Source organism: Methylosinus sp. KRF6 (genome assembly GCF_018887255.1).
GTDB classification, from domain to species: domain Bacteria; phylum Pseudomonadota; class Alphaproteobacteria; order Rhizobiales; family Beijerinckiaceae; genus Methylosinus; species Methylosinus sporium.
Genome location: NZ_JAHLJF010000001.1, coordinates 561,922 through 588,730, shown reverse-complemented (window position 1 = coordinate 588,730; position 26,809 = coordinate 561,922). Strand labels below are relative to the sequence as shown.

At 67.2% G+C, this 26,809-nt stretch carries 25 protein-coding genes; 10 read left to right on the top strand and 15 right to left on the bottom strand.

Annotation, left to right across the window (positions count from 1 at the left end):
• The first annotated feature begins 96 nt into the window (after nucleotides 1-96).
• The gene (locus KP010_RS02815; RefSeq protein WP_166141704.1) at nucleotides 97-597 is read left to right on the top strand and encodes a CinA family protein; all 501 of its coding nucleotides are present in this window, start codon (nucleotides 97-99) and stop codon (nucleotides 595-597) included.
• Here the strand turns inward: KP010_RS02815 and KP010_RS02810 are convergent.
• Nucleotides 582-1,052, bottom strand: coding sequence for a type II toxin-antitoxin system RatA family toxin (locus KP010_RS02810; protein ID WP_018265360.1), 471 nt, complete (start codon nucleotides 1,050-1,052; stop codon nucleotides 582-584). The two genes, KP010_RS02815 and KP010_RS02810, sit on opposite strands and share 16 nt — an antisense overlap.
• A 113-nt stretch (nucleotides 1,053-1,165) precedes the next feature.
• Here KP010_RS02810 and KP010_RS02805 point away from each other — a divergent pair, with 113 nt between their 5' ends.
• Complete coding sequence (locus KP010_RS02805) at nucleotides 1,166-1,570, top strand: DUF488 domain-containing protein (protein WP_216280397.1); 405 nt, start codon at nucleotides 1,166-1,168, stop codon at nucleotides 1,568-1,570.
• Here the strand turns inward: KP010_RS02805 and lipA are convergent.
• The 4 genes from lipA to KP010_RS02785 all read right to left on the bottom strand — a co-directional run bounded on the left by lipA (nucleotide 1,497) and on the right by KP010_RS02785 (nucleotide 7,012).
• Entirely contained in the window at nucleotides 1,497-2,471 is a 975-nt protein-coding gene (lipA, locus tag KP010_RS02800) for a lipoyl synthase (RefSeq protein WP_216280396.1), read from the bottom strand. The two genes, KP010_RS02805 and lipA, sit on opposite strands and share 74 nt — an antisense overlap.
• A gap of 8 nt (nucleotides 2,472-2,479) precedes the next feature.
• Nucleotides 2,480-2,788, bottom strand: coding sequence for a GlsB/YeaQ/YmgE family stress response membrane protein (locus tag KP010_RS02795; protein ID WP_108917919.1), 309 nt, complete (start codon nucleotides 2,786-2,788; stop codon nucleotides 2,480-2,482).
• Between the two features lie 203 nt (nucleotides 2,789-2,991).
• The gene (gene dnaE, locus KP010_RS02790; protein ID WP_216280395.1) at nucleotides 2,992-6,459 is read right to left on the bottom strand and encodes a DNA polymerase III subunit alpha; all 3,468 of its coding nucleotides are present in this window, start codon (nucleotides 6,457-6,459) and stop codon (nucleotides 2,992-2,994) included.
• 211 nt (nucleotides 6,460-6,670) lie between these two features.
• Entirely contained in the window at nucleotides 6,671-7,012 is a 342-nt protein-coding gene (locus KP010_RS02785) for a phasin family protein (protein ID WP_018265355.1), read from the bottom strand.
• Nucleotides 7,013-7,278: 266 nt separating this feature from the next.
• Between KP010_RS02785 and KP010_RS02780 the strand changes: the two genes are divergently transcribed.
• Nucleotides 7,279-8,976: an SPOR domain-containing protein gene (locus KP010_RS02780; protein ID WP_142861553.1), complete on the top strand. Its 1,698-nt coding sequence runs from the start codon at nucleotides 7,279-7,281 to the stop codon at nucleotides 8,974-8,976.
• Between the two features lie 56 nt (nucleotides 8,977-9,032).
• Here KP010_RS02780 and KP010_RS02775 read toward each other — a convergent pair whose 3' ends face one another.
• Together KP010_RS02775 and KP010_RS02770 are read right to left on the bottom strand one after the other, a co-directional pair.
• Nucleotides 9,033-9,758, bottom strand: coding sequence for a DnaJ domain-containing protein (locus KP010_RS02775; protein WP_108917916.1), 726 nt, complete (start codon nucleotides 9,756-9,758; stop codon nucleotides 9,033-9,035).
• Between the two features lie 12 nt (nucleotides 9,759-9,770).
• Entirely contained in the window at nucleotides 9,771-10,475 is a 705-nt protein-coding gene (locus tag KP010_RS02770) for a VWA domain-containing protein (protein WP_142862398.1), read from the bottom strand.
• A gap of 164 nt (nucleotides 10,476-10,639) precedes the next feature.
• Between KP010_RS02770 and KP010_RS02765 the strand changes: the two genes are divergently transcribed.
• Nucleotides 10,640-11,194: a DUF2478 domain-containing protein gene (locus KP010_RS02765; RefSeq protein WP_142862397.1), complete on the top strand. Its 555-nt coding sequence runs from the start codon at nucleotides 10,640-10,642 to the stop codon at nucleotides 11,192-11,194.
• Here KP010_RS02765 and KP010_RS02760 read toward each other — a convergent pair.
• Nucleotides 11,173-12,123 (bottom strand): DUF817 domain-containing protein, encoded by a 951-nt coding sequence (locus KP010_RS02760; RefSeq protein ID WP_142862396.1) that lies wholly within the window; start codon nucleotides 12,121-12,123, stop codon nucleotides 11,173-11,175. The two genes, KP010_RS02765 and KP010_RS02760, sit on opposite strands and share 22 nt — an antisense overlap.
• 8 nt (nucleotides 12,124-12,131) lie before the next feature.
• Nucleotides 12,132-13,187 (bottom strand): amino acid ABC transporter substrate-binding protein, encoded by a 1,056-nt coding sequence (locus tag KP010_RS02755; protein ID WP_174800246.1) that lies wholly within the window; start codon nucleotides 13,185-13,187, stop codon nucleotides 12,132-12,134.
• A 95-nt stretch (nucleotides 13,188-13,282) separates the two neighbouring features.
• On the opposite strand from KP010_RS02755, the gene metC reads away from it, so the two are divergent.
• Both metC and KP010_RS02745 read left to right on the top strand, forming a co-directional pair.
• Nucleotides 13,283-14,479, top strand: a complete 1,197-nt coding sequence (gene metC / locus KP010_RS02750; protein ID WP_142862395.1) for a cystathionine beta-lyase — start codon at nucleotides 13,283-13,285, stop codon at nucleotides 14,477-14,479.
• Between the two features lie 81 nt (nucleotides 14,480-14,560).
• Entirely contained in the window at nucleotides 14,561-14,863 is a 303-nt protein-coding gene (locus KP010_RS02745) for a hypothetical protein (protein WP_246659789.1), read from the top strand.
• 153 nt (nucleotides 14,864-15,016) lie between these two features.
• On the opposite strand, the gene KP010_RS02740 is transcribed toward KP010_RS02745, so the two are convergent.
• The 4 genes from KP010_RS02740 to KP010_RS02725 are packed head-to-tail and all read right to left on the bottom strand — an operon-like array spanning nucleotide 15,017 to nucleotide 21,789.
• Nucleotides 15,017-17,095 (bottom strand): hypothetical protein, encoded by a 2,079-nt coding sequence (locus KP010_RS02740; RefSeq protein ID WP_142862394.1) that lies wholly within the window; start codon nucleotides 17,093-17,095, stop codon nucleotides 15,017-15,019.
• Nucleotides 17,092-19,875: a DUF4159 domain-containing protein gene (locus KP010_RS02735; protein WP_142862393.1), complete on the bottom strand. Its 2,784-nt coding sequence runs from the start codon at nucleotides 19,873-19,875 to the stop codon at nucleotides 17,092-17,094. Before KP010_RS02735 ends, KP010_RS02740 begins: the two co-directional genes overlap by 4 nt.
• Nucleotides 19,875-20,798, bottom strand: coding sequence for a DUF58 domain-containing protein (locus tag KP010_RS02730; protein WP_142862392.1), 924 nt, complete (start codon nucleotides 20,796-20,798; stop codon nucleotides 19,875-19,877). The genes KP010_RS02735 and KP010_RS02730 overlap by 1 nt, the downstream gene beginning before the upstream one ends.
• A 1-nt stretch (nucleotide 20,799) precedes the next feature.
• Entirely contained in the window at nucleotides 20,800-21,789 is a 990-nt protein-coding gene (locus KP010_RS02725) for a MoxR family ATPase (RefSeq protein ID WP_142862391.1), read from the bottom strand.
• 349 nt (nucleotides 21,790-22,138) lie between these two features.
• On the opposite strand from KP010_RS02725, the gene KP010_RS02720 reads away from it, so the two are divergent.
• Both KP010_RS02720 and KP010_RS02715 read left to right on the top strand, forming a co-directional pair.
• The gene (locus KP010_RS02720; protein ID WP_108917906.1) at nucleotides 22,139-22,399 is read left to right on the top strand and encodes a DUF6111 family protein; all 261 of its coding nucleotides are present in this window, start codon (nucleotides 22,139-22,141) and stop codon (nucleotides 22,397-22,399) included.
• 1 nt (nucleotide 22,400) lies between these two features.
• A complete protein-coding gene (locus tag KP010_RS02715; RefSeq protein ID WP_142862390.1) occupies nucleotides 22,401-23,645 on the top strand; it encodes a CCA tRNA nucleotidyltransferase in 1,245 nt (414 codons plus the stop codon).
• On the opposite strand, the gene KP010_RS02710 is transcribed toward KP010_RS02715, so the two are convergent.
• Nucleotides 23,637-23,927 carry a hypothetical protein gene (locus KP010_RS02710; protein ID WP_108917904.1) on the bottom strand — a complete coding sequence of 97 codons (291 nt, stop codon included), beginning with the start codon at nucleotides 23,925-23,927 and terminating at the stop codon, nucleotides 23,637-23,639. The genes KP010_RS02715 and KP010_RS02710 overlap by 9 nt on opposite strands.
• A 196-nt stretch (nucleotides 23,928-24,123) precedes the next feature.
• Between KP010_RS02710 and KP010_RS02705 the strand changes: the two genes are divergently transcribed.
• Nucleotides 24,124-24,378: a hypothetical protein gene (locus tag KP010_RS02705; RefSeq protein WP_108917903.1), complete on the top strand. Its 255-nt coding sequence runs from the start codon at nucleotides 24,124-24,126 to the stop codon at nucleotides 24,376-24,378.
• Between the two features lie 71 nt (nucleotides 24,379-24,449).
• Nucleotides 24,450-26,132: a cation:proton antiporter gene (locus KP010_RS02700; protein ID WP_142862389.1), complete on the top strand. Its 1,683-nt coding sequence runs from the start codon at nucleotides 24,450-24,452 to the stop codon at nucleotides 26,130-26,132.
• On the opposite strand, the gene KP010_RS02695 is transcribed toward KP010_RS02700, so the two are convergent.
• A complete protein-coding gene (locus KP010_RS02695) occupies nucleotides 26,133-26,792 on the bottom strand; it encodes a M15 family metallopeptidase (protein WP_142862388.1) in 660 nt (219 codons plus the stop codon).
• Between the last annotated feature and the right edge of the window lie 17 nt (nucleotides 26,793-26,809).

The window sequence follows — 26,809 nt, the reverse complement described above, 5'->3', positions numbered from 1 at the left end:
GGACCCTCGACAAGCCCTCGCCGAACGGCGACGCTTTGAAGGCGCGGAGGGCGGGAATATGGTCGCCTTCCAAGCCGCTCGAGACACGATCGCCTCATGCCCTCCCCCGATCTCTCCCGCCTCGCCCGACATCTGCTCGACCTCTGCCGCGCGCAGTCTCTACGCCTCGCGACGGCCGAATCCTGCACCGGCGGGCTCGTCGCCGGGGCGATCACCGATATCGCCGGCTCCTCGGAGTCCTTCGATCGCGGCTTCGTGACCTATTCCAACGCCGCCAAGGAGGAGATGCTCGGCGTCAGCCACGAGATTCTCGAGCGTTATGGCGCCGTCAGCGCCGAGACGGCGCGGGCCATGGCGAGCGGCGCCGTCGAGCGCTCCTTCGCCGATATCGCCGTCTCGATCACCGGCATAGCCGGCCCGGGCGGCGGCAGCGTGGAGAAGCCCGTGGGCCTCGTCCATTTCGCCTGCCTGCGCAAGGGGTTCGGGGTGGAGCATATCGAGCGCCGCTTCGGCCCGGAAACGCGCGAGGCGATAAGGGAGGCCTCGGTCGCCCAAGCGCTGGAGCTGATGATCGCGGCCGCTCAGCGGCGGCCGTAGACCTCGCCGGCGCGCTTGACGAAAGCGTCCGAATATTTGTGGAAGGCGGAGTCGAACATCGCCCCCATCACCAGCCCGAGCGTGCGGCTGCGGAACTCGTAATTAATGTAGAAATCGACGACCGAGCGCGCGCCGCCATCCGGCCCGGCCGGCTCGTCGGCGAAGGTCCAGCGATTTTCGAGCTTTTTGAACGGGCCGTCGACATATTCGACGAGTATCTCACGCTTGTTCGGATCGCAGGTCACGCGGCTGGTGAAGCGCTCGCATACCGCCTTGAAGCCCACCTGCATCTCCGCGAGGATGACCTCCACCCCCTCCTCGGTCGTGCTGCGGCGGCGCACGCGCAGCGCCTCGCAGAGCGGCACGAATTTGGGGTAGGATTCGACATCCTTGACCAGGGCGAACATGTCGTCGGCGCGGAAGTTCACGCGGCGGCGGTTGCGGAAGCTCTTCATGGGCGAAGCTATTACCACTATTGCGGAAGGCGCGAAAACGGCGATTTCGAGCATGAGACCGCGCCGCTCTTCGCCCTATCTGCGTCCCCAGCGGCTTCGGCCAGAGGAAAATCATGTTCAAGATCAAGCGCGCCTACGAGCCGGCGAGCGCCGAGGACGGCAAGCGCATCCTCGTCGACCGCCTGTGGCCGCGCGGACTCTCCAAAGCGAAGGCCGCGCTCGACGAATGGGATCGCCTCGTCGCGCCGAGCGACGTTCTGCGCCGATGGTACGCCCATTCGCCACGGCGCTGGCGGGAGTTCAAGACCCGCTACGCCCGTGAGCTGCGCGAGACCTGCCCGCAGGAGCTGAAACGTCTGCGCGGGCTCGGCCGCGGCCGCGTCGTGACGCTGCTCTTCGCCTCACGCGCGCCGGAGAGGAACAACGCCGCCGCGCTGAAGGAGATCATCGAGACGCGCCGAGCCGCTTCTCCCGCAGCCGCTCGAAATCCGCGCCCGCATGGTGCGAGGAGCGGGTGAGCGGCGAAGCCGAAACCATCGAGAAGCCCTTGGCGTAGGCGATCGTCGTGAAAGCCTCGAATTCCTGCGGCGTCACGAAGCGGACGACCTCGTGATGCTTGCGGGTCGGCTGCAGATATTGGCCGATGGTGAGGAAATCCACATCGGCGACGCGCAGATCGTCCATCACCTGGAGAATCTCGTTGCGCGTCTCGCCAAGTCCGACCATCAGGCCGGATTTTGTGAAGATGGCGGGATCGAGTTCCTTGACGCGCTGCAGCAGCCGCAGCGAATGGAAATAGCGCGCGCCCGGCCGCACCGTCACATAGAGCGACGGCACGGTCTCGAGATTATGATTGAACACATCCGGCCGCGCGGCGACCACTTTTTCGAGCGCGCCATCCTTGCGGAGAAAGTCCGGCGTCAGCACCTCGATCGTCGTCGTCGGACAGGCGGCGCGGATGGCGCGGATCGTCTCCGCTATATGTCCCGCCCCGCCGTCCCCGAGATCGTCGCGGTCGACCGAAGTGACCACCACATGCGCAAGGCCGAGCTTGGCGGTCGCTTCCGCCACGCGCTCCGGCTCGGTGGGATCGAGCGCGGACGGCAGGCCGGTCGCGACATTGCAGAAGGCGCAGGCGCGCGTGCAGACCGACCCCATGACGAGGAAGGTCGCGTGCTTTTTCTCCCAGCACTCGCCGATATTCGGGCAGGAGGCCTCCTGGCAGACGGTGGAGAGTCCGCCGCCGCGCAGGATCGCCCCGGTCTCACGCCAGGCCGCGGAGCCCGGCGCCTTGACCCTGATCCACTCCGGCTTGCGCGCCAGCGGCGTGTCCGGCCGATGCGCTTTTTCGGGGTGGCGGACGGCGGCCGCTTCACGCTTGCGCGGGTCGTCGTTGAGAAGATCGAGCAGGACGGTCATGGCTTTGCCTAATGTCTCGGCCTTTGGTCCGGCCGGAGGGGAGCTCCGCCGTCGACTCGCGCCCAGAGCGAGACGCTGATTATGGACCCGAGCAGGCCAGCGAGGAAATGGCCGAGCGAGGCGTCGAGTGCAAGCCCGCAGAACTCGGCGAATTGCGCTCCGAGCCACGCGCCGACGACGCCGATCGCCATATCTGCGAAGAGCTGATCGGAGCCGCGTAGCAGGGCGCCGACGAGCCAGCCGCCGAGCGCGCCGATGACGACGAGGGGTAGAAAGCCCGCGTCGAGCCTTCCGAGAAAAGCGATCGCAGCGTCCATTTCCGCCACCCCGATCGAGCGGGCGTCGCCTCACACGAGCCCTGCTTCAAGATAGGAGCCTCCTGCGCCGACAAGAAGAGGCGCAGCGTCGCAGGCCGTCGGCGAGATCGCCGAGGCGAAGTTTCGTATCAGCAGTATTGCTTAGTTATTTCAATAAATAAGCACTAATATCTAATGTCATAGATGAGCTATGAACCCCGCGCTCACACATGCTCCACGGCGAGCACGCCGGGGATCGTTTTCAGCGCCCCGGCGACATCGGCCGAGACCGAATAGCCGCCCGGCAGCTTGATCTCCACCTCGCTCGCCATGCGCTCCAGCGCCACGACGATCGACACCTCGCCCTCGCCGCGCGTCGTCAGCCGCGACTTCAGCGCGTCGAGCGGCGCGGCGTCCTGAAGGAAGATGCGCAGCCCTTTTTGCGCCTTCGCCGCGGCGGCGGCGAGCGGCTGCACCTCGGTGATGCGCGCCCGCACATCCTCGCCCTCGAGCGCGGCGGAGAGCGTCACCAGCACGGTCGCGCCCTTTTCCAAAAGGTCGCGATATTGGTTGAGCCCCTCCTGAAACAGGATCGCCTCATACTGCCCGCTGTCGTCCGAGAGCTGGACCACGCCCATTTTCGAGCCCGATTTGGTGCGCCGCTCCGCGCGGTCGAGCACCACCGCGGCGAGCCGCCCGGCGCTGGCGCCGCGCTTCACCGCGATGATGAACTCCGCCCAGCGCGTCAGCCGAAGCCGGCCGAGCACGCTCGCATAGGCGTCGAGCGGATGGCCGGAGAGGAAGAAGCCGGCGGCGTCGAATTCGCGCTTCAGCTTTTCCGACGCCGTCCAGGGCTGGCTCTTGGGCAGGACCAGATCCTCTTCCGCCTCCGCGCCGCCGAACAGCGCATTCTGCCCGGCCTGCCGATCCTCGGCGCAGCGATTGGCGCATGCGAGCACAGTCTCGATCGCGCCGACGACGCGGGCGCGGTCGGCGTCCAGCTCGTCGAAGGCGCCGCAGCAGGCGAGATTCTCCAGCACCTTCTTATTGACCTCGCGCGGATTGATCCGTCGCGCGAACTCCGAGAGATTGCGGAAAGGCGCGGCGCCGCGCGTGCGCACAATGGACTCTGCCTGCCCCTCGCCGACGCCCTTCACGGCGGAGAGCGCGTAGCGAATGGCGAGATTGCCGTCGGCGCCGGGCGCGACGTCGAAATCGACGCCCGAGCGGCGGATGGAAGGCGGCTCCACCGCAATGCCGAGCCGCCGCGCCTCATTGCGGAATTCGGCGAGCTTATCGGTGTTGCCCTTGTCCAGCGTCATGGAGGCAGCCAAAAACTCGACCGGATAATGCGCCTTGAACCAGGCCGTCTGATAGGCGATCAGCGCATAGGCCGCCGCATGGCTCTTGTTGAAGCCGTAATCGGCGAATTTCGCCAGCAGGTCGAAGATATCGCTGGCCTTTTGCGCCGTGAGGCCGCGCTCCACCGCGCCGGTGACGAAGCGCTCGCGCTGGGCGTCCATCTCGGCCTTGATCTTCTTGCCCATCGCGCGGCGGAGCAGATCGGCCTCGCCCAGCGAATAGCCGGAGAGGACCTGAGCGATCTGCATCACCTGCTCCTGGTAGATGATGACGCCGAATGTCTCCTTTAAGATGTGCTCGATCTTGGGGTGAATGTAATCTGGCTCCTCATCGCCGAGCTTCACCGCGCAATAGGTCGGGATATTGGCCATAGGACCCGGCCGGTAGAGGGCAACGAGAGCGATGACGTCCTCGAAATGGTCGGCGTGCATCTCGACCAGCGCCTTGCGCATGCCGGCGCTTTCCAGTTGGAACACGCCCACCGTCTCGCCGCGCCCGAGCATTTCGTAGGTCGCTTTGTCGTCCAGCGGAATGGCGGCGAGATCGAAATCCGGCGCGCGCCGGCGCACCAGATCGACGGCTGTCGCCAGCACGGTCAGCGTCTTGAGGCCGAGGAAGTCGAATTTGATGAGGCCGGCCGGCTCCACCCATTTCATATTGAACTGGGTGGCCGGCATATCGGATTTCGGATCGCGATAGAGCGGCACCAGCGCATCCAGCGGCCGGTCGCCGATGACGACGCCCGCGGCATGAGTCGAGGCGTTGGAATAGAGCCCTTCGAGAGCCGCCGCGATTTTGAACAGGCGGGCGACCTTTCCGTCCTCGTCGATCGCCTCGCGCAATTTCTGCTCGCCGGCGACGGCCTCGGCCAAAGTCACCGGCTTGGCGGGGTTCTGCGGCACCAGCTTGGCGAGCTTGTCGACCTGCCCCGGCGGCATTTCCAGCACGCGGCCGACGCTGCGCAGCACGCCGCGGGCCAGAAACGAGCCGAAGGTGATGATCTGCGCCACTTTCTCGGCGCCATAGCGCTCGCGGACATAGTCGATGACCTCGCCGCGCCGCGTCTGGCAGAAGTCGATGTCGAAATCCGGCATCGACATGCGTTCTGGATTGAGGAAGCGCTCGAAGAAGAGGCCGAAGCGCAGAGGATCGAGATCGGTGATGGTCAGCGCATAGGCGACCAGCGATCCCGCGCCCGAGCCGCGCCCCGGCCCGACCGGAATCCCTTGCGATTTCGCATATTTGATAAAGTCCGAGACGATCAGGAAGTAGCCCGGAAAGCGCATCTTCTCGATCGTGTCGAGCTCGAATTCGAGGCGCGCGTCATAGGTCTCGCGCGTCTGCCCCGGCGCGGGCGGCTGCACGAGGAGGCGTGCCTCGAGGCCTTCCTTCGCCTGCCGGCGCAATTCGCGCGCTTCTATATCCTCGAGGGATTCCCCGCCCCCTTCCCCGTCCAGCATGAAGCGCGGCATGATAGGCTTGCGCGTCAGCGGACGAAAGGCGACCCGCCGCGCGATCTCGACCGTCGAATCCGTCGCCTCGCGGAGATCGGCGAAGAGCTCGCGCATCTCCTTGCGCGTCTTGAAATAATGCTGCGGCGAGAGCCGCCGCCGCTCGGCGACGCTGGTCACTGTGCCCTCGGCGATGCAGAGCAGCGCATCATGCGCCTCGAAATCCGCCGCCGTCGCGAAAAAGGGCTCGTTGGTGGCGACCAGAGGCAGGCCGCGCCGATAGGCGAGATCGAGCAATTGCGGCTCGACGCGCCGCTGCTGATCGAGGCCGTGGCGTTGAATCTCGACATAGAGCCGGCCGTCGAAGTGCGGCAGCAGCGCCTCGAGACGGGCGAGCGCCTGCTCCGCCCGGCCCTTGGCGAAGAGCGTGTCGAGCCCGCCCTCCGAGCCGCCGGTGAGGGCGATCAGCCCCTCGCAACTTTCGGCGAGGCTCGTCAGCGAGACATGGGAGGCCTCCCCCTGCGCCGGCTCGAGATAGGCGCGCGAGGCGAGCCGCATCAGATTGGAATAGCCCTGCTCCGATTGCGCGATCAAGACGATATGGCCGCGCCCATCGGCGGCGCCGAGGGCGCTCTGCGTCCCGTCGCCGAAATCGATAGTGAGCTGAACGGCTGGAATCGGCTGCACGCCGACCTTGGCGGCCTTTTCGGAAAACTCCAGCGCGCCGAAGAGATTATCCGTATCGGTGACGGCGAGCGCCGGCATCTGGTCCTTCTGGGCCAGATCGATGACGCGGGTGAGGGTCAGCGCGCCTTCGCGCAGCGAGAAAGCGGTATGAACATGTAGATGAACGAAGCCGACATCGTCGATCGCGCTCATTGGACCGCCTCCTGCGACGCCTCATGCGCCTCCGGCGATCTTATCGCGCCGCAGCGCGGGGATTCGCAACGCACGCGTCGCGTCTCCTGGATTTTACGCACAGGCTAGGTGATTTTACTGCGGCGCCGCAGAGCCGATAAACGAAAAGCCGAGCGGAGGAGGCTCCGCCCGCCTTTTCCGAGACTCTTGTCGAGGACGTCTCTCGCGGCGATCACTCGCCCGCGGAATAGACTTTCGTCGCCGCCGCTTCGACCGGCTTGAACGCTTCCTTGGCGAGGCTGGAATAGAGCTCGCCGAGCTTGGTCGCCTCGGCGATGAAGTCCTCGTACGCGCCCTTGGCGTAATCCGACTGCAACTGGAGGGCTTCGTCGATCTTCTTGACGCCGATCAGCTTTTCCGCGAGGAGGCGGCTCTTTTCGAAGGATTTCTTCGAATAGTCGGTCGTCTCCGCCGCAATGGTCTGCCAGCCCTTGGTGAGGGCCGCCGCGGCCGCGGACGCCGCTTCGAATTGCTCCTTGCCCAGCTGCTGAACGCTTTCGAAAGTGGCAACCATCGGTTTCGTCCTCGTATCGAGCGCCTTCCGGCCTTCGCCCCTTGGCGGACTCCTTGCGCTCAGTTGACAAGATCAACTTATATGCATTGCACAATCGAAGTCAATAACAATGTTGCGATGCAAAACCACAATCCCGAACGGCTTTCGCCTTAACCAGGGGGTAACCTCGCATCGGTAAGATTGTAATCATGTGGCTTTTCGGCAACGCCCGGGCGGACGGGACCGCCGCGAGCGCATGACGGGGCAAGTGAACGGGATCTGGATAGATGACGAAGCGTGGCGTCGCCGATGGGCTCGAGCGTTGGAAATGGGTGGTGGCGTTGGTCGCGGCGATCGCGGCCTTGTCAGCGCTATTCGCCGCCCCCGCCGAGGCGAGGCGCCATCACCATTCCGGCCGGGCCTATCACGCGCGTCACAGCTTCATTCACCATGCCGCGCATCATCGGCGCGGCGGAGCCCATCTGTCTCATGCGGCGCGGCGCGGCGCTTCGACCGCGAGCGGCGGCGGTCCGGCCTTCGCGGCGATCGTCGTCGACGCCAATAGCGGCCGCACGCTCTATGCGCGCAACGAGCACGAGCTGCGCCACCCTGCCTCCGTCACCAAGGTGATGACGCTCTATCTTTTGTTCGAGCAGCTCGAGAAGGGCCGGCTGCGGCTCGATTCGCCGCTCGTCATCTCTTCCCACGCAGCGGCGCAGGCGCCGACCAAGCTCGGCCTCGCGCCCGGCCAGACCATCGACGTCGACAGCGCCATCAAGGCCGTCGTCACCAAATCGGCGAACGATATCGCCGCGGCCATCGCCGAGAACATCGCCGGCGACGAGGAGACCTTCGCCGATATGATGACCCGCAAGGCGCATCAGCTCGGCATGAGCCGCACCCATTACGCCAACGCCTCGGGCCTGCCCAATGACGAGCAGATCACCACGGCGCATGATCTCTCCGTGCTCGGCCGCGCGATCCAGGACCGCTTCCCCCGCTATTATCGCTATTTCTCCACCCACGCCTTTGTCTGGCGCGGCCAGTCGCATCGCAATCACAATCATCTGCTCGGGCAGATTCGCGGCGTCGACGGCATCAAGACCGGCTATACCCACGCCTCCGGCTTCAATCTCTTGACCTCGGTGCGGCGCGACGGCCATCACATCGTCGCCGTCGTCATGGGCGGCCGCACCGCCGCCGCCCGCGACCGCGTCATGGCCGGGCTCATCGCCGAGCATATCGGCGACGGCGCCGCGGTCCGCACCGCGCGCGCCATCTCGGAAGGCGAGCCCGCTCCGGCTCCGGTCGCCAGAGCCGAAGAGGAGAAAGAAGAGACGCCCATCGTCGCCGCAGCCGTTACGGCCCCCGCCGCGCCGGCTCCTGCTGCTGCTGGTCCCGCTCTTGCGCCGCGCGTTATGGCGCTCGCCTCGGCGCCGCCGCTTCTCGCGGTTCCGACGCCCGAGCGCGCAGACAAAATTCGTCCGGCTTTCGTCGCCGGCGGACATAAGGCCGCAGAGCCCGCTCCCGTGCAAGCCGGCCGCCGCCAGCTGGAGCCCGCGCGTCGCGACAGCGCCCGCGCGACGACGGACGGCTCCACCGCCGCCAAAGCCGGACATGCGACCAAGCTGGCCGCTGTGACGACGCCGAATGCGCTGCCCGCCCGCATGACGGATACGGATCGCACGCTCGTCGCCCGTAGCGACCGTGGCGAGCCGTCCAAGGCCGAGCAGGCGCGGCCGAATCATTCCGGCTGGATGATTCAGATCGGCGCCACCGACGATGCGGAAAAGGCCCAGCAGCTGCTCTCCCGCGCCCGCGCCAAAGGCGTGCCGGCCACCGCCAAGGCCTTTACCGAAAAAGTGCAGAAGGGCCGGGAAACGCTCTATCGCGCCCGTTTCGCCGGGCTCGAGGAGAAGAGCGCGGAGACCGCCTGTCGCGCGCTGAAGCGCTCCGGCTTCTCCTGTTTCACGACGAAAAATTGATTCACCGACCTATTTTTCAAAAAGAGCGACGAGCGTCGAGCGAACAAGGTCGAGCTTCAATGATGATGACGACGCATGAGGACATCTTTGGCTTCGTTGACCCGGGCCGCGAGATCGGTCGTCCCGCCATGGTCCGGATGAAGCTTCTTCATCAGATCGCGGTGCGCCCGCGCAATGTCCTGGCGCGCCGCTCCCTTTTTGAGGCCCAGAATTTCATAGGCCTCATCTTCCGAAATCGTGCCGCCGCGGCGGCCTGGTCCGACGCCGCCCGCATCGGCGCCCCCCGCGTCGCGTCGACCGTCTCCTGTCTGACGCCAGCCGGCAAACCGGCGGTCCATATACACCTCTAGGAGACGCGCGCCTTCCGGGTCGACGTTGCGGCAATGGCGGTAGAGCTCCATCACCGCCGATCGCGTCAGCGCGTCGAGCCTTTTGCCCTCGTCCTTGCCGGCGAGGATCGTGCCGCGGATGGAGCCGCTCGCATGGTCGAGCTCCATCTCGATCATGGCGGAGCGCACGCGCGACACGCCGCCGCCGGCGCTCGCATGGCCGAAGCGCTTGACCCCGCGCGAGAAGGCGCCGAAGAGCCACATGCCGGCCGAGGCCAGCAGCAGGCCGATGTCTATGCGCCCGCGCAAAATGAAGAACAGGCCGAGCGCGATCGTCGCCGCGCCGCCGCCCTTGCGTATCGTGCGGGCCATGGCCGCGGGCGAAGCGCGCGTGAACATGCGCAAGCCGTAGAGCGCGAGGATCAATGCGAGAAATCCGATCAGAACCGGCATGAAGCGGGCTCCTCACCCCATTTGTGACAGAAGAAGACGCGCTGCGTCCTCGCCTTTTGTAGCGCGCCGTTCGAGCTCGGCCAGTCCGCCGGCCGCATAAGCCGCGGCCGCGGACAGAAGCTCCGCGAGGCGGCGCGGCGCCGAGGCGTCGAAAGCGGCATAGGCGCCGCCGCTCAGCCGCGCGATCTCGCGAAAAGCGGCCCCGGCCTGCGCATCGACGCCCTCATGGAACATGAAGGCCTTGACGCCGAGAAGGCCGAGCCGGCCGGCGAGCTCGCAGAGTTCGTCGACATTCTCCTCCAACGCATCGCCGACGAAAACGAGAGCGCCGATGCGGCGCGCGCTCGTTTCCTCGAGCGTATGACGAAACACTTTGGCGATCTGCGTGCGGCCGCCGCGACAGGAGATTTTCGCCATCAGCGCCGCGAGCCCCTGCCCGCCGCCGACAAAGTTCGACGCGCGGCATTCGCCGAAGCCACGAAAATACACGAGCTGCACATCGAGCCCGCCGAGCGCCGACGTCGCCTCGAACATGCGGCCCTGCAGCGATTGCGCGAGATCCCATGTCGGCTGACGGCTCATGGTGGCGTCGAGCGCGAAGATCAGCCGGCCCCGCTCGGCCGCTGCGCCGACGCGCCGCGCCTCCCGAATGAACGCTTCCACCGCCTGCGCCCGCGCAGAGGGAGAAAGCGGCGCATTGCCTCGTTCATCGCTCACGGCTGTTCACGTCGCGTCCCTGACCGTTTATATCAGATCGGTCGCCGCCCCGGAATGACAAGAGGCGCGAGCCTCGCCGAGCAAGGCCGGCCGCCCATCGACCATGCGAGGATAGGCGAGTCCGCCACGTCTTTCGACCGAAATCGCGACGTGAGAGACATGAGATGACCCTTTACGCTTCCTTGCCTGCAACGGCGCCGATCGCCGCCCTTCCCGGCGAGCCGAGCGCTCAGGCGCAGGCGCTGATCGCCGATTTCGCCCAGCGTCTCGCCGAGAGCGGAGCGCGCGTCGCCGGCGTCACTCAGGCGCGCATCCTCGACGAAGCGACCGGCCGCAGCCGCATCGTGCTGCGTGACGTCGCCGATGGCGCGCTCTATGCGATCTCGCAGGATTTGGGGGCCGGCTCGGTCGCCTGCAATCTCGACTCGAGCGAATTGGCGCTCGCTTGCGCCGCGATTGAGCGGCGCGTCGCCGAAGGCGTCGATCTCGTCGTCATCAGCAAGTTCAGCAAGCAGGAGGCCTCGCGCGGCGGCCTCGCCGACGCTTTCCGCGCGTCCATGCTGGCGAAGGTTCCCGTGGTGACGGCGGTGTCGCCGCATTACGTCGAGGAGTGGCGCCAATTCGCCGGCCCGCTGGCGGAATTCCTCGCGCATGATCTCGACGCGCTCCTCGCCTGGTGGCAGCGCGCGCAAAAGGCTCAGCTCACGGGCGCGGAATGATCCGCCAAGCGGCGGCGATGACGCTCGCGTGAGAGTTCCAGCGGCTGGGCGTCCGGCGCGCGCGGCCGCTTGACCGCTATGACCAGCGCATAGCTCACGATCTGCAGCAGGAACCACGAGCCGAGCTTGGCCGCGCCCACGGGCGACCAGACCGCGAGCTGGCTCGGATAGAGCCAGGTGCGGGTGAAGGTTCCGACATTCTCGGCGAGAAAGATGAAGCTCGCGGCGAGCAGCGCCGCCAGCAGCAGCGGCATCGACCGCCAGCTGTGATGCACGCGGTAATAGATCCAGGTGCGCGCGAACAGCGCCGCCGTCGCCGCGAACAGCGCGATCCGCAAATCCCCCAGGTAATGGTGCAGGAAGAAATTGCCGTAGATCGCCGCGGCGAGCGCCGCGACCATCCAAATCGGCGGATGGCGGATGAAGCGGAAATCGAACACCACCCAGGCGCGCATCATATAGCTGCCGATCGCCGCATACATGAAGCCGGTGAAGAGCGGAACGCCGCCGATGCGGAAAAAGGCCGGATCGGGGTAGATCCAGGAGCCGACCGCGGTCTTGAACACCTCCATCGCCGTGCCGACGAGATGAAACAGCAGGATCACCTTGGCTTCCTGCAGGCTCTCGAACCGCGTCGCGAGCAGCAGCGCCTGGATGGCGAGCGCGACGAGGAAGAGAAAATCATAGCGCGCGAGGAAAAATTCGCGCGGATAGACGAAATGCGTCGCGATCAGCAGCCCAACCATCAGAAAACCGAACAGGCACGACCACGCCTGCTTCACGCCGAAGCGTAGAAACTCGTAACTGAGGCGTCGCAATGGCCGCTGCGACGCCCAGCGCGCGAGGCGCGCCTCGGCGATGGCGAAGCGCGCCAATGGCGCCCATTGCGCCGCCGCGCTCGCGCGAGGATCGAAGAATCCCGGCTCCATATCCCCGCTCACCGCACCGGCGGCGCATACATCAGCCCGCCCTTGGTCCATAGCGCGTTGAGCCGGCGCTCCAGGCCGATGGGCGAGCCGGCGCCGAGATTGCGCTCGAAGGCCTCGCCGTAATTGCCGACGTGCTTGACGATGCGATAGACCCAATCGGCCTCGAGCCCCAGCCCATCCACGCGGCCGCCGTCGACGCCGAGCAGGCGCCGCACGCGCGGATCGGCCGATTTCAGCTGCTCGTCGGCGTTGGCGGAGGTCACGCCCAGCTCTTCCGCATCGACCATGGCGAAATGCGTCCAGCGCACGATGTCGAACCATTGGTCGTCGCTCTGCCGCACGATGGGGCCGAGCGGCTCCTTGTCGATGAGCTCGGGCAGAATCGCATGTTCGGCCGGCGCGGCCAGCTCTTGCCGCTTGGCGGCGAGCGTCGAGAGATCGGCGGTCAGCGCCTCGCATTTGGCCTCGGAATAGGCCTTGGCCGCCTCCTCGAATGTCGGAAAGAGCTTGGGCTCGATCGGCTTCACGCCCTCGCGATGAAAATCGACGAGATCGAGCTCGAAGGGCGTGCCCTGCTGCACGCAGACGGAGAGGCCGCCGAGATCGCGCAGCGCGGCGACGGATTTTTTGCGCGCGAGAAATCCCTGTCCGTCGAAAAAGCTGATCGCCGCATAGGAGAGTCCCTGCCCGGCGTCGCGCGCCAGCGTCCAAGCGGCGCCGCGCGCCAGGAGATCGACGACGCCCGATTGCAGCGCCTTCACGCGATCCTTGGCGGAGAGCGTCACGAAGCGCATTTTTTCCGGATCGTCGAAAATGGCGGCGGCGAGCGCGCGGCAGAAATCGACGTCGAAGCCGCTCCAGCGGCCGGCCTCGTCCTGATGCGCGAAGCCCGGCAGGCCATTGCTCGCGCCGCAGATCAGAAAGCCGCGCTTTTGCGCCTGCTCGAGCGTCGAGGCCTGCGCAGCGGCGGCGAGAAGCAGAGATGAGGCGATGACGAGGAAGCGGAACGGAAAGATCATCGGCTCCTCGGGTCGCGGCGTGTGCGGCGGACGATCATTGGACAAATCCTTCTCTATCGCCCATGTCCTGCGCGAGCAGCCTATACTGCGGCGCGCGGTCGGCCGCCGCAAATCCGTTCGACGAAACCGATGGGCGAGACATGAGCGAGACTAGAGGACAATCTGGGCGAAAAAAGAAAAGCCGCACCCGCCTCGCCCATGCGGGGCGCGCGCCCTCCGAGCAATTCGGGTTCGTCAACACGCCGATCTATCGCGGCTCCACCGTGCTGTTTCCCGACACGGCGTCGCTCCTCGCCAATCGCGGCGCCTATACTTACGCCACCAAGGGCACGCCGACGATTCGCGCGCTCGAGGAGGCTTGGATCGATATCGCCGGCGCGGCGGAGGCCGTCGCCGTCCCCTCCGGCCTCGCGGCGATCGCCATCGCTCTGCTGACGGCGCTGAAGTCCGGCGACCATCTGCTCGTCACCGATTCCTGCTATCTGCCGGCGCGCATGTTCTGCGACAGCGTGCTGAAGCGCCTCGGCGTCGAGACGAGCTATTACGATCCGCGCATCGGCGCCGATATCGCCGCTCTGATGCGGCCGAACACGACGGCCATATTGGCCGAATCCCCGGGCTCGCAGACGCTGGAGGTGCAGGATATCCCCGCCCTCGCCGAGATCGCCCATGCGAAAGGCGCCTGCGTCATCCTCGACAACACATGGGCGACGCCGCTCTTTTTTCCGCCGCATGAGCGCGGCGTCGATCTTTCGATCGAGGCCGGCACCAAATATCTCGGCGGCCATTCCGATCTCTTGCTCGGCCTCGTCTCGGCCAATGACAAATGGGCGCGGCGCCTGCGCGCCGCTTACGACGCCTTCGCCATCTGCCCCGGCCCGGAAGACGTCTTTCTCGCTCTGCGCGGGATGCGGACGATGGAATTGCGCCTGCGCGAGGCCGAACGCGCAGGGCTCGAAATGGCGCGCTGGCTGGAGGCGCGCGAAGAGGTCGCGCATGTCATTCACCCAGCGCTCGAGAGCCATCCCGATCATGCATTGTGGAAGCGCGATTTTCTCGGCTCGACAGGCCTGTTCTCCTTCATTTTGAAGCCGGTTCCGCCGGAGGCCGTCGCCGCCATGCTGGATGGGCTGGAGCTGTTCGGCCTCGGCTATTCCTGGGGCGGCTTCGAGAGTCTCGCTCTGCCCTTCGACTGCGCCTCCTATCGCACGGCGACGCAGTGGACGCCCGGCGGCCCGGCGATACGGCTCTCGATCGGGCTCGAGGATTTGGGCGATCTGAAAGAAGATCTGAGCCTTGGTTTCGCGCGGTTGCGCGCGGCGGCGCAAACCCCATGAATTCGAACGGCCGAGATACGTAATTCCCCCCGATTTCGCCTATCGGCGAAAGCGCTTACTGACGGGGAGAGACGCGACGGAATGTCGCGGAGCGGCGAGCTCGAGGGGAACGGTTTCATGTATGCGCAACGCAGAGCTTTCGATGCCGCGCCGACCTCCAACGAGGTGATGTCCGGCGTGCGGCCTTCTGCCCAGCATGATGCGCTGCTCGCCTCCTATCTGCTCGGCCTCGGACGTGGCCCGTCCGCCGTGCGCAATCTCATCGTCGCCGATCTCGATGGTTTTCTGGACCTCGGACTGAAGCGCCGCGCGGCCGATCAGCTCGTGGTGCTGCGGGCGTTTCTGGCGAAGTTCCCGGAGACGCGACGCTTCGGCGATTGCTGAGGGACGCAGAAGAATCCGCCTCTCTTGCATCGGCGAAATCAGCGCCTATTTCCTCGAGCAGACCGATCGACCGAAGTCTCGGCCGGCCGCAATCGACGCCCCGACCTCGGATGAACAGGCGGGGCGTTTTTGCGTCCGCTCCCGTGCTCCCCGTCAGCGGCGGCCTTCCCAGGCCCAGGCCAGCACGATCACGCCGAGCAGCGCCGCGAGACCCCATAGGCCGATCGCCAGCGGCGCCGTCTCGACGCCGATCAGCGCGCTCGCGCCTGTGCGCTTGACTCCGATGTAATCCGCGCCGCCGAAGACCGAGGCTTCCCGCATCTCGACGATGCGGGGGAGAATGACCGCGCCGCCCCTGTCTTTCGACAGACGTCGCACCGTGCCGCCGCTGGCCTCGGCGAGAGGCCGCAGCTTCTCGGAAGTGGAAACCACCTCGCGAAGCTCGCGCGGATTCTCCGGGCCGACATTGACGAGCGCCGTCAGATCGCCGCTCTGAAAGCGATAGAGCCCCATCTCCTTCGCCAGATGATGCGCGCGCGACAGGCCGGGCTCGCCGGGCGCGAGCGTGATCTGCGAGATCGCGCCCGAGGGCGTCGTCATCGTCACCGGCGCGACATTCTCTTCGAGGCTCTGGCGCTCGATCTCTATGTCGCGGCCATGGGCGCTGGCGCGCAGCGCCTCCTCCTCGAGGTCGGGCTCCTTCATCAGCCAATGGGCGAGGCGGCGCATCAGATCGATATGCGGGCCGCCGGTCTGATAGCCGCGCGCCCACAGCCACAATTGATCGGTGAGCAGAGCGGCGACGCGCCCCTTGCCCTCGCGCGAGAGCACGAGCAGCGGCTTGTCATTGGCGCCGGTGAGGATCGAATTGCCCTTCACCACTTCCGTATCGACCTGGCGGAACCACTCGCCCCAGGACGGCGGATTCTTCGCGCCCGCGAGCCCGCGGGTGACGGGATGCTTCTCGCCCTCCTTGCTCACCTTTGCGCGAAAGGCGCGCTCATAGAGCGAGCCGTTCGGCCGCGCCGGAATAATGCTCTCCAGCGGCGAGTAATACAGCCCTTGCACGGTCGCGAAATCCGGCCCGGTCGCGACCAGAAAGGCGCCGCCATTGTCGACATAGCGCAGGATATTGTCGAAATAGACGGAGGGCAGGATCGTCTGGTTCGAATAGCGATCGAAGATGATGAGGTCGAATTCGTTGATCTTGCGGCCGAAGAGATCGGCGGTCGGAAAGGCGATCAGCGAGAGCTCGTGCGGCGGCGTGCCGTCGAGCTTCTCCGGCGGCCGCAGAATGGTGAAATGCACGAGATCGACATTGGCGTCCGAGCGCAAGAGATTGCGCCAGCTACGCTCGCCGGGATTGGGCTCGCCGGAGACGAGCAGAACTTTCAGCTTGTCGCGCACGCCCTCGATCGTGACGACGGCCTTGTTGTTGACCGCGGTCAACTCGCCCGGCAGCGTCGGCGCCTCCAGCTCGACGACATTGGCGCCGCCATGCGCCACGCGCACCGGAATATCGACGATCTCGCCTGCGCGGGCGACGATCGGCTCCAGCGCCTCGCCGTCGCGGCGCGTCGCGATGACGACCGGCTCCTTGCCGCCGAGATTGCTGTCGACGACGCGCGCGCGGATCGTCTGATCCTTGCCGACAATGCCGAAGCGCGGCGCCTCGATGAGTTCGAGCCTACGGTCGCGCTCGCCCTCATGGCCGGTGACGAGCACATGCAGCGGAGCCTTGAAGCCGAGCGCTGCGGCGCTCGCCGGTATGTCGTGAACGATTCCGTCCGTCACCATGATGGCGGCGCCGATGCGCTCGCGCGGAACGTCCTTCAGCCCTTCTTCCAGAGCCTGGAACAATCTGGTGCCGTCTGCCTCTGCGCCGGAACGCGCGGCGTCGATGAAGCGCGGCTCTATGTCGCCGAGCTTCTGCAGCGCCGGCTCGAGCGCGGCCTTCGCCGCCTCGGTTTGCGCCATGCGCTCTCCGAAGCTCTGGCTCTCGCTGCGGTCGAGCACGATGGGAACGATCGTCTTCAAAGGCTCGCGCTGCTCGCGCAGCAGCGACGGATCGGTGAGCGCGAGCAGCACCAGCGCCAATGTCGCGAGCCGCAGAGGCGCGCCGCGCCCGCCCGCGCGCAGCGACAAGAGCGCGACGACAATCGCGGCGACGCTCAGAGCGGCGAGCGCCGGCCAGGGCAGCAGCGGCGTGAAGGCGAGGGAAAGCTCGCTCATTGGCCGAGCCGCTCCAATAGGTCGTGAACATGGACCTGATCGGATTTGTAATTGCCGGTCAGCGTGTACATCACGAGATTGACGCCGCCGCGTATGGCGAGCTCACGCTGGCGCGCGCCGCCCGGCGTCAACGTGTAGAGCGGCTGGCCGTTGCGATCCGCCGCCCAGGCGCCGGCGAGATCATTGGAGGTGATGACGACGGACGAGACGCTGTCGGTCGCGCGCACGGGGCGCGCCGGATCGTCCTTGCTCTCGGGCGGCAGCGCCTCTACCCAGGTCTTGCCGTTGATCGTGCGGCCGTAGAAATTGTCGAGCAGATAAAACGTCTTGGTGATGACGTGATCGCGCGGCGTCACTTCGAGCGGCGGAATGTCGAGATTGCGCGTCAGATCGCGCAGCCATTGCGTCTCCGGCGTCGGCGGCCCGCCCTCATGCGCCGTGAGCGCGTCGCGCGTGTCGAAGACGATGGTGCCGCCCTGCTTGAGATAGAGATCGACCTTGGCGATCGCCTGCGCCGCAGGCAGCGGCGCGGAAGCGACGATCGGCCAATAGAGCATCGGATAAAAGGCCAATTCGTCGCGCGCCGGATCGACGCCGACCGGCGCGCCGGGCGCGAAGGAGGTGCGCTGATTGAGCGCGCGCGACAGAGCCTCGAGGCCGAGCTTGCTGGCCTCGTCGACGCGGGCGTCGCCGGAGACCACATAGGCGAGCCGCGTCGTCAGCGCCGCCTCGCGGTCGCGCGGCGAAGCGGCCGAGGCCGAGGCCGCATCCTTGGCGCGGGCGCCCTGCGGCGCGGCGCTCAGAACGGCCAGCGCGCAAAAAGCGCCGAGAGCGATCGGCGCGGCGCGGCGCAATGCGCCGGACATTGCGAGCAGGATCAGCCAATCGGCGAGCAGCGCGAGGAAGACGAGGCCGAGCAGCCAAGGACGCAGATCGATCGGCGCGCCGGCGCGCAGAGCGGAGACGGCGAGCCCCTGCCCCGAAAAATCGAAAGCGCGCAGATCATCGCCCGCGCGCAGCGGCTGCACGGCGATGGGCGCATCGGCGACGCCATAGAAGCCCGGCGGATGCTCGCGATTGGCGCCGCCGTCATAATCGGCGCCGATCGGCCGGGCGGTGGGCGGCGGCGCGCCGAGACGGCCGCGTCCGTCCAGAGTGACCAGCGGCGCGAGAGCCGGCGCATCGCTGCGCGGGCCGTCCTCGGCGCGGCGGGCGGCGGCCTCGCCGCTCTCGGCGGCGATTCGGTGCAGCATGTCGATGAAAAGACCCGAGATCGGCAGATTGGACCAGACGGCGTCGGCGCTCACATGGAACAGCACGATGAGCCCTTTACCCCGCCGCTCGGCGGTGACGAGCGGCGTGCCGTCCGTGAGCGCCGCCCAGGTCTTGGCCGGCAGGCCCGGCTCCGGCTCGGCGAGAACCTGACGCGTCACCGTCACCTCGTCGGGAACCGCGAGCCCATAGAAGGGGCTCGAAGAATCGAAGGGCGCGAGCTTTTTCGGCGTGTCCCAGGACATGGCGCCGCCGAGCACGCGGCCGTTGCGGCGCAAGCGCACCGGGGTGAGATCGTCGCCGGCGTTGGCGAGGCGCGCGCCGGCGAAGCGCAGCAGCACGCCGCCCTCCTCGACGAAATGGATCAGCGCCTCATGCGCGTCGCGCTGCAGCGCGCCGATATCGGCGAGGGCGACGATATTGGGCTGCTCGGCGATGAGCTGGGGCAGCGGATCGGCGGCGCCCGGCCGCGGCTCGCGCACCTCGGCGAAAGGCGCGAAGGCTTTTTGCAGATAAAATTGCGGCTCCAGCAAAGGCTGCGCGAGATCGGCGCTCACGCCGCTCAGCACGGCGACGCGGCGAACCTTGGAGCGCCCGTCGAGCAGGGCCACCGCGCCGGCCGAAGCCTCGCCGTCGAGACGCAGCAGCGCCGCCTCATTGCGCAATTCGATCGGCAGATCGAAGCGCGCTTTCGCTTTGTCTCCCGAAAAATCGAAACGCGCTTGCGCCAGCGCGCGTCCCTGCTGGTCGAAGGCGGAGACCGCCCCGGACGCGGGCGCGCCCCCGGCGGCGCGCACGATCTCCACCTCGAGGCCGGCGGCCGTGTTCTGCGGCGCGAGAAGCGCGCGGGGCGCATGATCGCTGGTCAATGTCTCGACTTTCGCGCCGGCGGCGGACGCCGAGCTCAGCGCTTTGGCGAATTGGCTCGCGCCGCCCTGCTCCAATCCATCGGCGATCCAGATAATGCGCCCGTGCGGATTTGCGGCCGCGAATTCGCCGAGCCGCGCGGCGGCGGCGGCGCGATCCGGGACGAAAGGTTGCGGCGCGAGCGCGCGCAGGCTCTCGTCGATCTTGCCGCCATCCTCTCGCGTCGGCGCGGTCTCGGCCTGCGACATGGGCAAAAGAGCGATCGTCGCGCCGGAACGCGCCGCGTCGGCGGCGAGCGCGCGCGCCGCCTCGATGCGGGCGTCGAAATCCGGCGCCGCCGGCCAGCCGTCGTCGATCGCGATCAGCAGCGGCGCGCCGGAAAAGGAGGCGGTCGCCGTCGGCGTGATCGCCGGGCCGGCCATGGCCAGAACGGCGAGGCCGGCGAGCGCGAGGCGCAGGGCCAATAGCCACCAGGGCGTGCGCGAGGGCGTCTCCTCGCGGCGCAACAGATCGAAGAGCAGGCGGATCGGCGGGAACACGATCTCGCGCGGGCGCGGCGGCGTCACCCGCAGCAGAAAATAAATGGCGGGCAGAGCGAGCAGCCCGAGGAGCGCGAGCGGCGCGGCGAAGGTGAGTCCCATCAGACGCGCTCCAATCCCGAGGCGAGCGCAAAGCTCAGGGACAAGGCCGCCTCCGCCGCGGGCCGGTCGGTGCGGTGAATATGCAGCGAGAAGCCGACGGCGGCCGCGGCTCTGGCGATCTCGTCCCTATGCCGGGCCAGACGCTCGACATAGGCGTCGCGCCAGGATTGGGCGCGGCCGGCGCGCAGCGTCGCGCGGCTGTCGGTGTCGAGAAAAATCGTCTCGCCTTCGAAGGGAAAGGTCTCCTCCGCCGGATCGGCGATCATCATCAGCGCGCCCGCAGCGCCATTTCCCGCGAGCGCCGCCAGACGCTCGGCGAGCGCCTGCGGATCGCAGAGAAAATCGGAGATCAGCAGCGCCTTGGCGCCGCCGGGGAGCGCCGCCCCCTCCGGCAATTCGCCGCGCGCCGACGCACCCGCCGAGACGAGCGCCTGAGCGAGGCGCTCGATAATGTCGCGCGTCGACATGGGATGTGTGAGGCCGAGAAGCCCGATCCTTTCTCCGCCGCGCATGAGCACGTCGGCGAGCGCGAGGCCGAGCGTCAGCGCGCGGTCGAGCTTGGGCTCCAACGCCAGCGAAGAGACGAAACCCATGGAGGGCGAGCAATCCATCCACAGAAAATAGGAATGGGCGGCCTCCCATTCCCGTTCGCGCACGAAGAGCCGATCATCGCGCGCCGAGCGGCGCCAGTCGATGCGATGCGCGGCCTCGCCGGCGCCGAAGGGCCGGAACTGCCAGAAATTCTCGCCGGTCCCGGCGCGGCGGCGACCATGCGCGCCATGAACGACCGTCGCCGCCACCTCCCGCGCGCGGATGACGATATCCGGCAGCCGGCCGGCGAGCTCGGCGGCGTCCACGCCGCGGGCGCGCGCGAGCCGTTCGGAAATATCGAAAGCCTCGGTGGAAACCGCCGGTCCCGCCACCTCAGCCGATCCTCGAGACGAGCTTGTCGACGAGGCCGGCGACGGTCTTGCCCTGCGCGCGCGCGGCGAAGGTCAAGGCCATGCGATGACGCAGCGCCGGCGCGGCGAGCGCGGCGACATCGTCCAGCGAGGGCGATAGCCGCCCGGAGAGCAGCGCGCGCGCGCGGGTGGCGAGCATCAGGGCCTGCGCCGCGCGCGGGCCCGGCCCCCAGGCGACATGGGGCGCGATCTCCGGATCGCCCTCCCCCGGCCGCGCGGCGCGCACCAGATCGAGGATCGCATCGACGATCCTGTCGCCGACCGGCAATTGCCGCACCAGCCTCTGGGCGGCGATCAGCTCGTCGGCGGAAAGAGTCTTGCGCGCCTCGGTCACGCGGTCGCCGGTGGTCTCCAGCAATATGCGCCGCTCGCTGGCGCGGTCGGGATAATCGACGTCGATCTGGAGGAGAAAGCGATCGAGCTGCGCCTCCGGCAGAGGATAGGTTCCCTCCTGCTCCAACGGATTTTGCGTCGCCAGAACATGGAAGGGCCGCGGCAGATCGTGACGCTCACCGGCGACGCTCACATGATATTCCTGCATCGCCTGCAGCAGCGCCGATTGCGTGCGCGGCGAGGCGCGGTTGATCTCGTCCGCCATCAGCAATTGCGCGAAGATCGGGCCTTTGACGAAGCGGAAGACGCGCTTTTTGTCGGCGGTCTCCTCGAGCACCTCGGAGCCGAGAATATCGGCCGGCAGCAGGTCCGGCGTGAATTGCACGCGCCGCTCGTCGAGGCCGAGCACGCGGCCCAATGTCTCGACGAGCTTGGTCTTGGCGAGTCCGGGCACGCCGACGAGCAGGCCATGGCCGCCGGCGAGCAGAGTGACGAGCGCCTGCTCGACCGCCTCCTCCTGGCCGAAGATCACGGTGGAAACGGCGGCGCGGGCGCGGCCGATCTCGTCGAGGACACGCTCGGCGGCGGCGGGAGCGCTGGCCAGATCTTGCTCGGTCATTGACTGTCCTTCGATGACTGCCCTGCGATCGGCGACGACGGCCGCGTCGCAGTTTCCCCCTAGGATAAGCCGGAAAGGACGCTTGTCGACGTTAAAGAATGTTTAATTTCGGCCCCGGGATCGGCTCGGCCGGACAGATGGGTCGGCGGCAAAAATGGCTTTTTGAGGCTCGCGCGACGGGACGCTCGGCGGTCGATATGCGCGCCCTTTGCGCGGCTGCCGCTCCCGAGGAGGCCGGCGGCGGCCTGTGCTATAGTTTCGAGCGAAGTCCGGCGAGCGATTCCGGAGATCGTCATTCCTTCGAACGTCTTCGCCGGCTCCGGCCGCCGATCTACCGAGAGGCGTCCCCATGTGGCGGGTCATCGTTCAGCCGGCGTTGCTCTTCGTCACGCCCTTCGTCGCCTATGCGCTCTATCTGTTGGCGCGTCGGCGCTGGCCCTTCGTGGCGGCGCTGTGGACACGCGGCGTCGTCTCGTCGCTGGCCATCGCCGGGCTCGCCATCGCGATCGCCGGATTTGTTTTTCTGGCTCTGCTGTCGCCGCGCAACGAGGGAACCTATGTCCCGGCGCATATAGAGGACGGCCGGCTCGCGCCCGGCCGCTTTCAGTGATTTGCCGATCCGCCTGCTCGACAATCCGAAAATCATCCGCCTGCTCGAGGCGCTGCGCGCGACCGGCGGCGAGACGCGCATCGTCGGCGGCGCCGTGCGCGACTCCCTGCTCGGCCGCGCGCCGCACGAGATCGACCTCGCCACCACGGCTCTGCCCGAGGCCGTGACCAAGGCGGCGGCGGCGGCCGGACTCAAGAGCGTGCCGACCGGCGTCGAGCATGGCACGATCACCGTGGTCGTCGAAGGAACGCCTTTCGAGGTGACGACGCTGCGCGAGGATGTCGAGACCTACGGCCGTCACGCCAAAGTGCGCTTCGGCGACGATTTCGAGACCGATGCGCTGCGGCGCGACTTCACCATCAACGCTCTTTCCCTTTCGCAGGATGGAAAGCTCCATGATTACGCCGGCGGGCTCGCCGATCTCGAGGCGCGGCGCGTGCGCTTCATCGGCGATCCTGCCGTCCGCATCGCCGAGGATCATTTGCGCGTCCTGCGCTTCTTTCGCTTTCACGCGGCTTTCGGCGAGGGGGCGCTCGACGCCGCCGGGCTTCATGCGGCGATAATCGCGCGGACGAGCCTCGCCAAGCTCTCCGGCGAGCGCATCCGCGCCGAAACGCTGAAGCTTCTCGCGGCGCGCCGCGCGGTGGAGGTGGCGCGCGAAATCTCGCAGGCCGGCGTGCTGGAAGTCGTCGTCGGCGCCACTTTTCCAGCGCGGCTCGCGCGGTTGGCCGCGGTCGAGGCGACGCTCGCCCATGCGGTCGATCCGTTGCTGCGCCTCGGCGCGCTGGCCGCGCTCATTCCCGAGGACGCCGATCGTCTGCGCGAGCGGCTGCGGCTCTCCAACGCCGAGCACCGCCGATTGGCTCATGCGACGCGACTGCTCGAGGGACTGCACGGCGCCGCCTCGCCGCCGTCCGAACTGGAGCTGACGCGGCTTCTCTTCGAGCATGGCCGTCAGAGCGCCCGCGACGCTCTGACGCTGGCCCATGCGGAAAGCTCCGCCGCGCCCGATGCGGAATTCTGGCTGCGCGCCGCGCGCTTTCTGGCCGAGGCGTCGGCGCCGGATTTTCCGGTCAAGGCCGCCGATCTGATGGCGCGCGGTCTCTCGCCCGGCCGCGCGCTCGGCGCTATGCTGAAGGAATTGCAGGCGAAATGGATCCGGGCCGGCTTTCCGCGCGATCCGGCGACGGTGACGCGGCTCGTCGAAGAGGCGACGCGCGAGGCTCTACTCCCAAAATCACAATAGGCTGCGCCCGAACATCAGCACCGCCGCGAACAGGCAGAGCATGGAAAGAACGAAGAGAAGATCGGCGATCAACTCGTAATTGATCGGCGCGGGCAGCTGCAGCATGGAGGCGAAAGAAAAGAGGCAGGCGCCGACGAAGCCGACAGCCGAGACCATGGCGACCTCGTCCAGCAGAGTGCCGCCGCTCGCGCCGCTGATTTTCAGGCCGGTGATCAGCACGAAGCATATGCCGAGCAGGCTGGAGGCCGCGTTCAAAATATGCGGCTGGCGATTTTGTGACATATTTCCGCGTCTTGCTCCGCTGGAGCGGCTCCTTCCGAACATCTGGGGCGGAGCATCGCTGCGGCCAGAGCCTCCCCGCTGCGACGCGCGAGGCCGCGCCGAAGGCGGAAAATACTCGGCGTCGCTTTGCGTACGGCTTTTCTTTTCGGCGTCGAGCGCGCTATCATCCCTCCTGTCGGGGCCGCAGGAGTTGCGTATGGGCGTCGAGACGAGACAGCCGAGAGACGTCGCGCGTCGGCTCGCCGATCGCGCCCGCTACGTCAAAAGCGCGCGCAGCGACGGCTGGCGACGCGAGACCTTCACGCTCGAGCGTGGCGAGGCCCGCGCCAAAGCGCGCGAATGGTTCGACCTCTACCCCAAAGCCGCCTATATGACCGAGATCGAGTTCTGGCGAGAGCTCGAGGACGGCCGTATCGAATTCACCATCCGACGCCTGCCCAGCGCGGACTGAGCCGCGCCCTCCTCCGATCGCTCCGGCGCTCGAATTGCTCTATTCGAGGGTCTCGCGTTCCAGGAGGGAAGATGCAACACGGAGTCGATCTCGTCACGACTCTCGCCGCCGCGCTCGGCCTCGCGCTTTTCATGGGGCTCATCGCCGCCAAGCTGCGGCTCTCGCCGCTCGTCGGCTATCTCTTCGCCGGAATATTGATCGGCCCGGCGACGCCCGGCTTCGTCGCCGATGTGGCGCTCGCCGATCAGCTCGCCGAGATCGGCATTATTCTGCTGATGTTCGGCGTCGGCCTGCATCTCTCGCTCGACGATTTATTGTCGGTCCGCCGCATCGCCGCGCCGGGAGCGGTGGTGCAAATGGCCATCGCCACTGCGCTCGGCGTCGGCGTCGCCAGCTATTGGGGCTGGCATTTCGGCGCGGCGCTGATCTTCGGCCTCTCGCTCTCTTGCGCCAGCACCGTAGTGCTGCTGCGCGCGCTGGAGGAGCGCGGCGAGATGGACACGATCAACGGCCGCATCGCCATCGGCTGGCTCGTCGTCGAGGATTTGGCGACCGTGCTGCTGCTGGTGCTGCTGCCGCCGGCCGCCGGCCTGCTCGGCGGCGGCGTTCCCGACGCCATGGCGGGCGAGACGAATCTATGGCCGATCGTCGGCCTGACGCTCGCCAAAGTGGCGGCCTTCGTCATTCTCATGCTGGTGGTCGGGCGCTGGCTGTTCCCGCGCCTCTTGTTCTGGGTGGCGGGCGTCGGCTCGCGCGAGCTGTTCACGCTCTGCGTCGTCGCCACGGCGATCGGCGTCGCCTATGGCTCGGCCAAGCTCTTCGACGTCTCCTTCGCGCTAGGCGCTTTTTTCGCCGGCATGATGATGCGGGAATCCGAGTTCAGCCATCGCGCCGCCGACGAGTCCCTGCCGCTGCGCGACGCTTTCTCCGTCCTGTTCTTCGTCTCGGTCGGCATGGCCTTCGATCCGCGCGCTTTCCTCGAGGAGCCCTGGCGCGTGCTCGCAGTCGTCGGCATCGTGATGGTGGGCAAGACGCTGGCCGCCGTCGGCCTCACCCTCACGCTGCGCTATCCGCTGGACACGGCGCTGACCGTCGGCGCCAGCCTCGCGCAGATCGGCGAATTCTCCTTCATTCTGGCCGGGCTCGGCGTCTCGCTCGGCCTCATCTCGCCGGACGGCCGCGATCTGATCCTCGCCGGCGCGCTCGTCTCCATCGCGCTCAATTCGCTGGTCTTCGTCGCGATCGAGCCGATCCGCGCGCGCCTCGGACAAAAGGCGCGCTCATTGGATCCGCTCGCGGAATTGCCGGCGAGCGTCGACGATGCGCGGCTGACCGGCCAGATCGTTCTGGTCGGCTATGGGCGCGTCGGCCGCCGGATCGGCGAGAAGCTGCTCGAATGGCGAACGCCCTTCGTGGTGATCGAGCAAAATCGCGAGCTGGTGGAGTCGCTGCGCGCGCAAGATATCGCCGCCGTCTGCGGCGACGCCTCCGAGCCGGCTTCGCTGGCGCAGGCGCATATCGCGCAAGCGAGCGCGCTGATCGTCGCGACGACCACCGACAGCTGCGACCTCCAGCGGATGATCTCGGCGGCGCGACGCGTCAATCCCGCTGTAAGCGTCGCGCTGCGCGCCCGCGACGCGGCGGAAGCCGATCTGCTCGAGAGCGAGCAGATCGGCCGCGTCTTCACGCCGGAAGTCGAGCTCGCCGCCGGTATGCTCGACTATTTGCGCCAGCGTCTCGACAAGGACGGCTGACTATTCGATCTCGACGTCATAGCTCGGCGCCTCGCCCGCGCCGGCGAAAGCGAAATGCCACCATTCGGTCGGCAGATTGTGGAAGCCGTGGCGGCGCATCAGCGTCTCGAGGCGGCGACGATGCTCCTGCGCCTCGGTGCTCACATCCCTATTGGCTGTCCACGAGCGCTCGTCGAAGAAATCGAAAGGCGTGCCGAAATCCCAGCCCAGCACGCCGAGATCGACAGCGAGCCCGGTCGAATGCGAGGATTTCTCGGCGATATAGCCGCGCGCGAACAGGTCGCGCTTGGTCTCATGCGGATAATATTGCGCCTTCATGCTTTCGTCCGGGCTCTTCGCCCAATCGATGAAGGCGGCGACGGCGCGGCGCGGACGATAGCAATCATAGAGGATGAGCTCGAAACCTTGCGCCTTGGCTTCCGCCTGCACGGCGATGAGCGCCTTGGCCGCATCCTCGCGCAGCCAGCATTGCGCGGCCTTATAGCCGGGCACGGGGCGGCCGGTGAAATTATCGGCGCCGGCGTAGCGCATATCCTGCACGATCTGCGGCGCGAGATCGGCGAGCCGCACGAAGCCGGGCGGAAGCGATGCGGCAGCGGCGGCGCAAGCGACGCAGGCGCCGGCGGCGGCGACAATGTCGCGGGTGGCTTTGGAGGTCATGGGGCGGCCCAAGTGTT

What these genes read in the sequence shown, in the direction of transcription:
- KP010_RS02815 (WP_166141704.1), top strand. Translation starts at nt 97, where the DNA reads ATGCCCTCCCCCGATCTCTCCCGCCTCGCCCGACATCTGCTCGACCTC.
- KP010_RS02810 (WP_018265360.1), bottom strand. Translation starts at nt 1,052, where the DNA reads ATGAAGAGCTTCCGCAACCGCCGCCGCGTGAACTTCCGCGCCGACGAC.
- KP010_RS02805 (WP_216280397.1), top strand. Translation starts at nt 1,166, where the DNA reads ATGTTCAAGATCAAGCGCGCCTACGAGCCGGCGAGCGCCGAGGACGGC.
- lipA (WP_216280396.1), bottom strand. Translation starts at nt 2,471, where the DNA reads ATGACCGTCCTGCTCGATCTTCTCAACGACGACCCGCGCAAGCGTGAA.
- KP010_RS02795 (WP_108917919.1), bottom strand. Translation starts at nt 2,788, where the DNA reads ATGGACGCTGCGATCGCTTTTCTCGGAAGGCTCGACGCGGGCTTTCTA.
- dnaE (WP_216280395.1), bottom strand. Translation starts at nt 6,459, where the DNA reads ATGAGCGCGATCGACGATGTCGGCTTCGTTCATCTACATGTTCATACC.
- KP010_RS02785 (WP_018265355.1), bottom strand. Translation starts at nt 7,012, where the DNA reads ATGGTTGCCACTTTCGAAAGCGTTCAGCAGCTGGGCAAGGAGCAATTC.
- KP010_RS02780 (WP_142861553.1), top strand. Translation starts at nt 7,279, where the DNA reads ATGACGAAGCGTGGCGTCGCCGATGGGCTCGAGCGTTGGAAATGGGTG.
- KP010_RS02775 (WP_108917916.1), bottom strand. Translation starts at nt 9,758, where the DNA reads ATGCCGGTTCTGATCGGATTTCTCGCATTGATCCTCGCGCTCTACGGC.
- KP010_RS02765 (WP_142862397.1), top strand. Translation starts at nt 10,640, where the DNA reads ATGACCCTTTACGCTTCCTTGCCTGCAACGGCGCCGATCGCCGCCCTT.
- KP010_RS02760 (WP_142862396.1), bottom strand. Translation starts at nt 12,123, where the DNA reads ATGGAGCCGGGATTCTTCGATCCTCGCGCGAGCGCGGCGGCGCAATGG.
- metC (WP_142862395.1), top strand. Translation starts at nt 13,283, where the DNA reads ATGAGCGAGACTAGAGGACAATCTGGGCGAAAAAAGAAAAGCCGCACC.
- KP010_RS02745 (WP_246659789.1), top strand. Translation starts at nt 14,561, where the DNA reads ATGTCGCGGAGCGGCGAGCTCGAGGGGAACGGTTTCATGTATGCGCAA.
- KP010_RS02740 (WP_142862394.1), bottom strand. Translation starts at nt 17,095, where the DNA reads ATGAGCGAGCTTTCCCTCGCCTTCACGCCGCTGCTGCCCTGGCCGGCG.
- KP010_RS02735 (WP_142862393.1), bottom strand. Translation starts at nt 19,875, where the DNA reads ATGGGACTCACCTTCGCCGCGCCGCTCGCGCTCCTCGGGCTGCTCGCT.
- KP010_RS02725 (WP_142862391.1), bottom strand. Translation starts at nt 21,789, where the DNA reads ATGACCGAGCAAGATCTGGCCAGCGCTCCCGCCGCCGCCGAGCGTGTC.
- KP010_RS02720 (WP_108917906.1), top strand. Translation starts at nt 22,139, where the DNA reads ATGTGGCGGGTCATCGTTCAGCCGGCGTTGCTCTTCGTCACGCCCTTC.
- KP010_RS02710 (WP_108917904.1), bottom strand. Translation starts at nt 23,927, where the DNA reads ATGTCACAAAATCGCCAGCCGCATATTTTGAACGCGGCCTCCAGCCTG.
- KP010_RS02705 (WP_108917903.1), top strand. Translation starts at nt 24,124, where the DNA reads ATGGGCGTCGAGACGAGACAGCCGAGAGACGTCGCGCGTCGGCTCGCC.
- KP010_RS02700 (WP_142862389.1), top strand. Translation starts at nt 24,450, where the DNA reads ATGCAACACGGAGTCGATCTCGTCACGACTCTCGCCGCCGCGCTCGGC.
- KP010_RS02695 (WP_142862388.1), bottom strand. Translation starts at nt 26,792, where the DNA reads ATGACCTCCAAAGCCACCCGCGACATTGTCGCCGCCGCCGGCGCCTGC.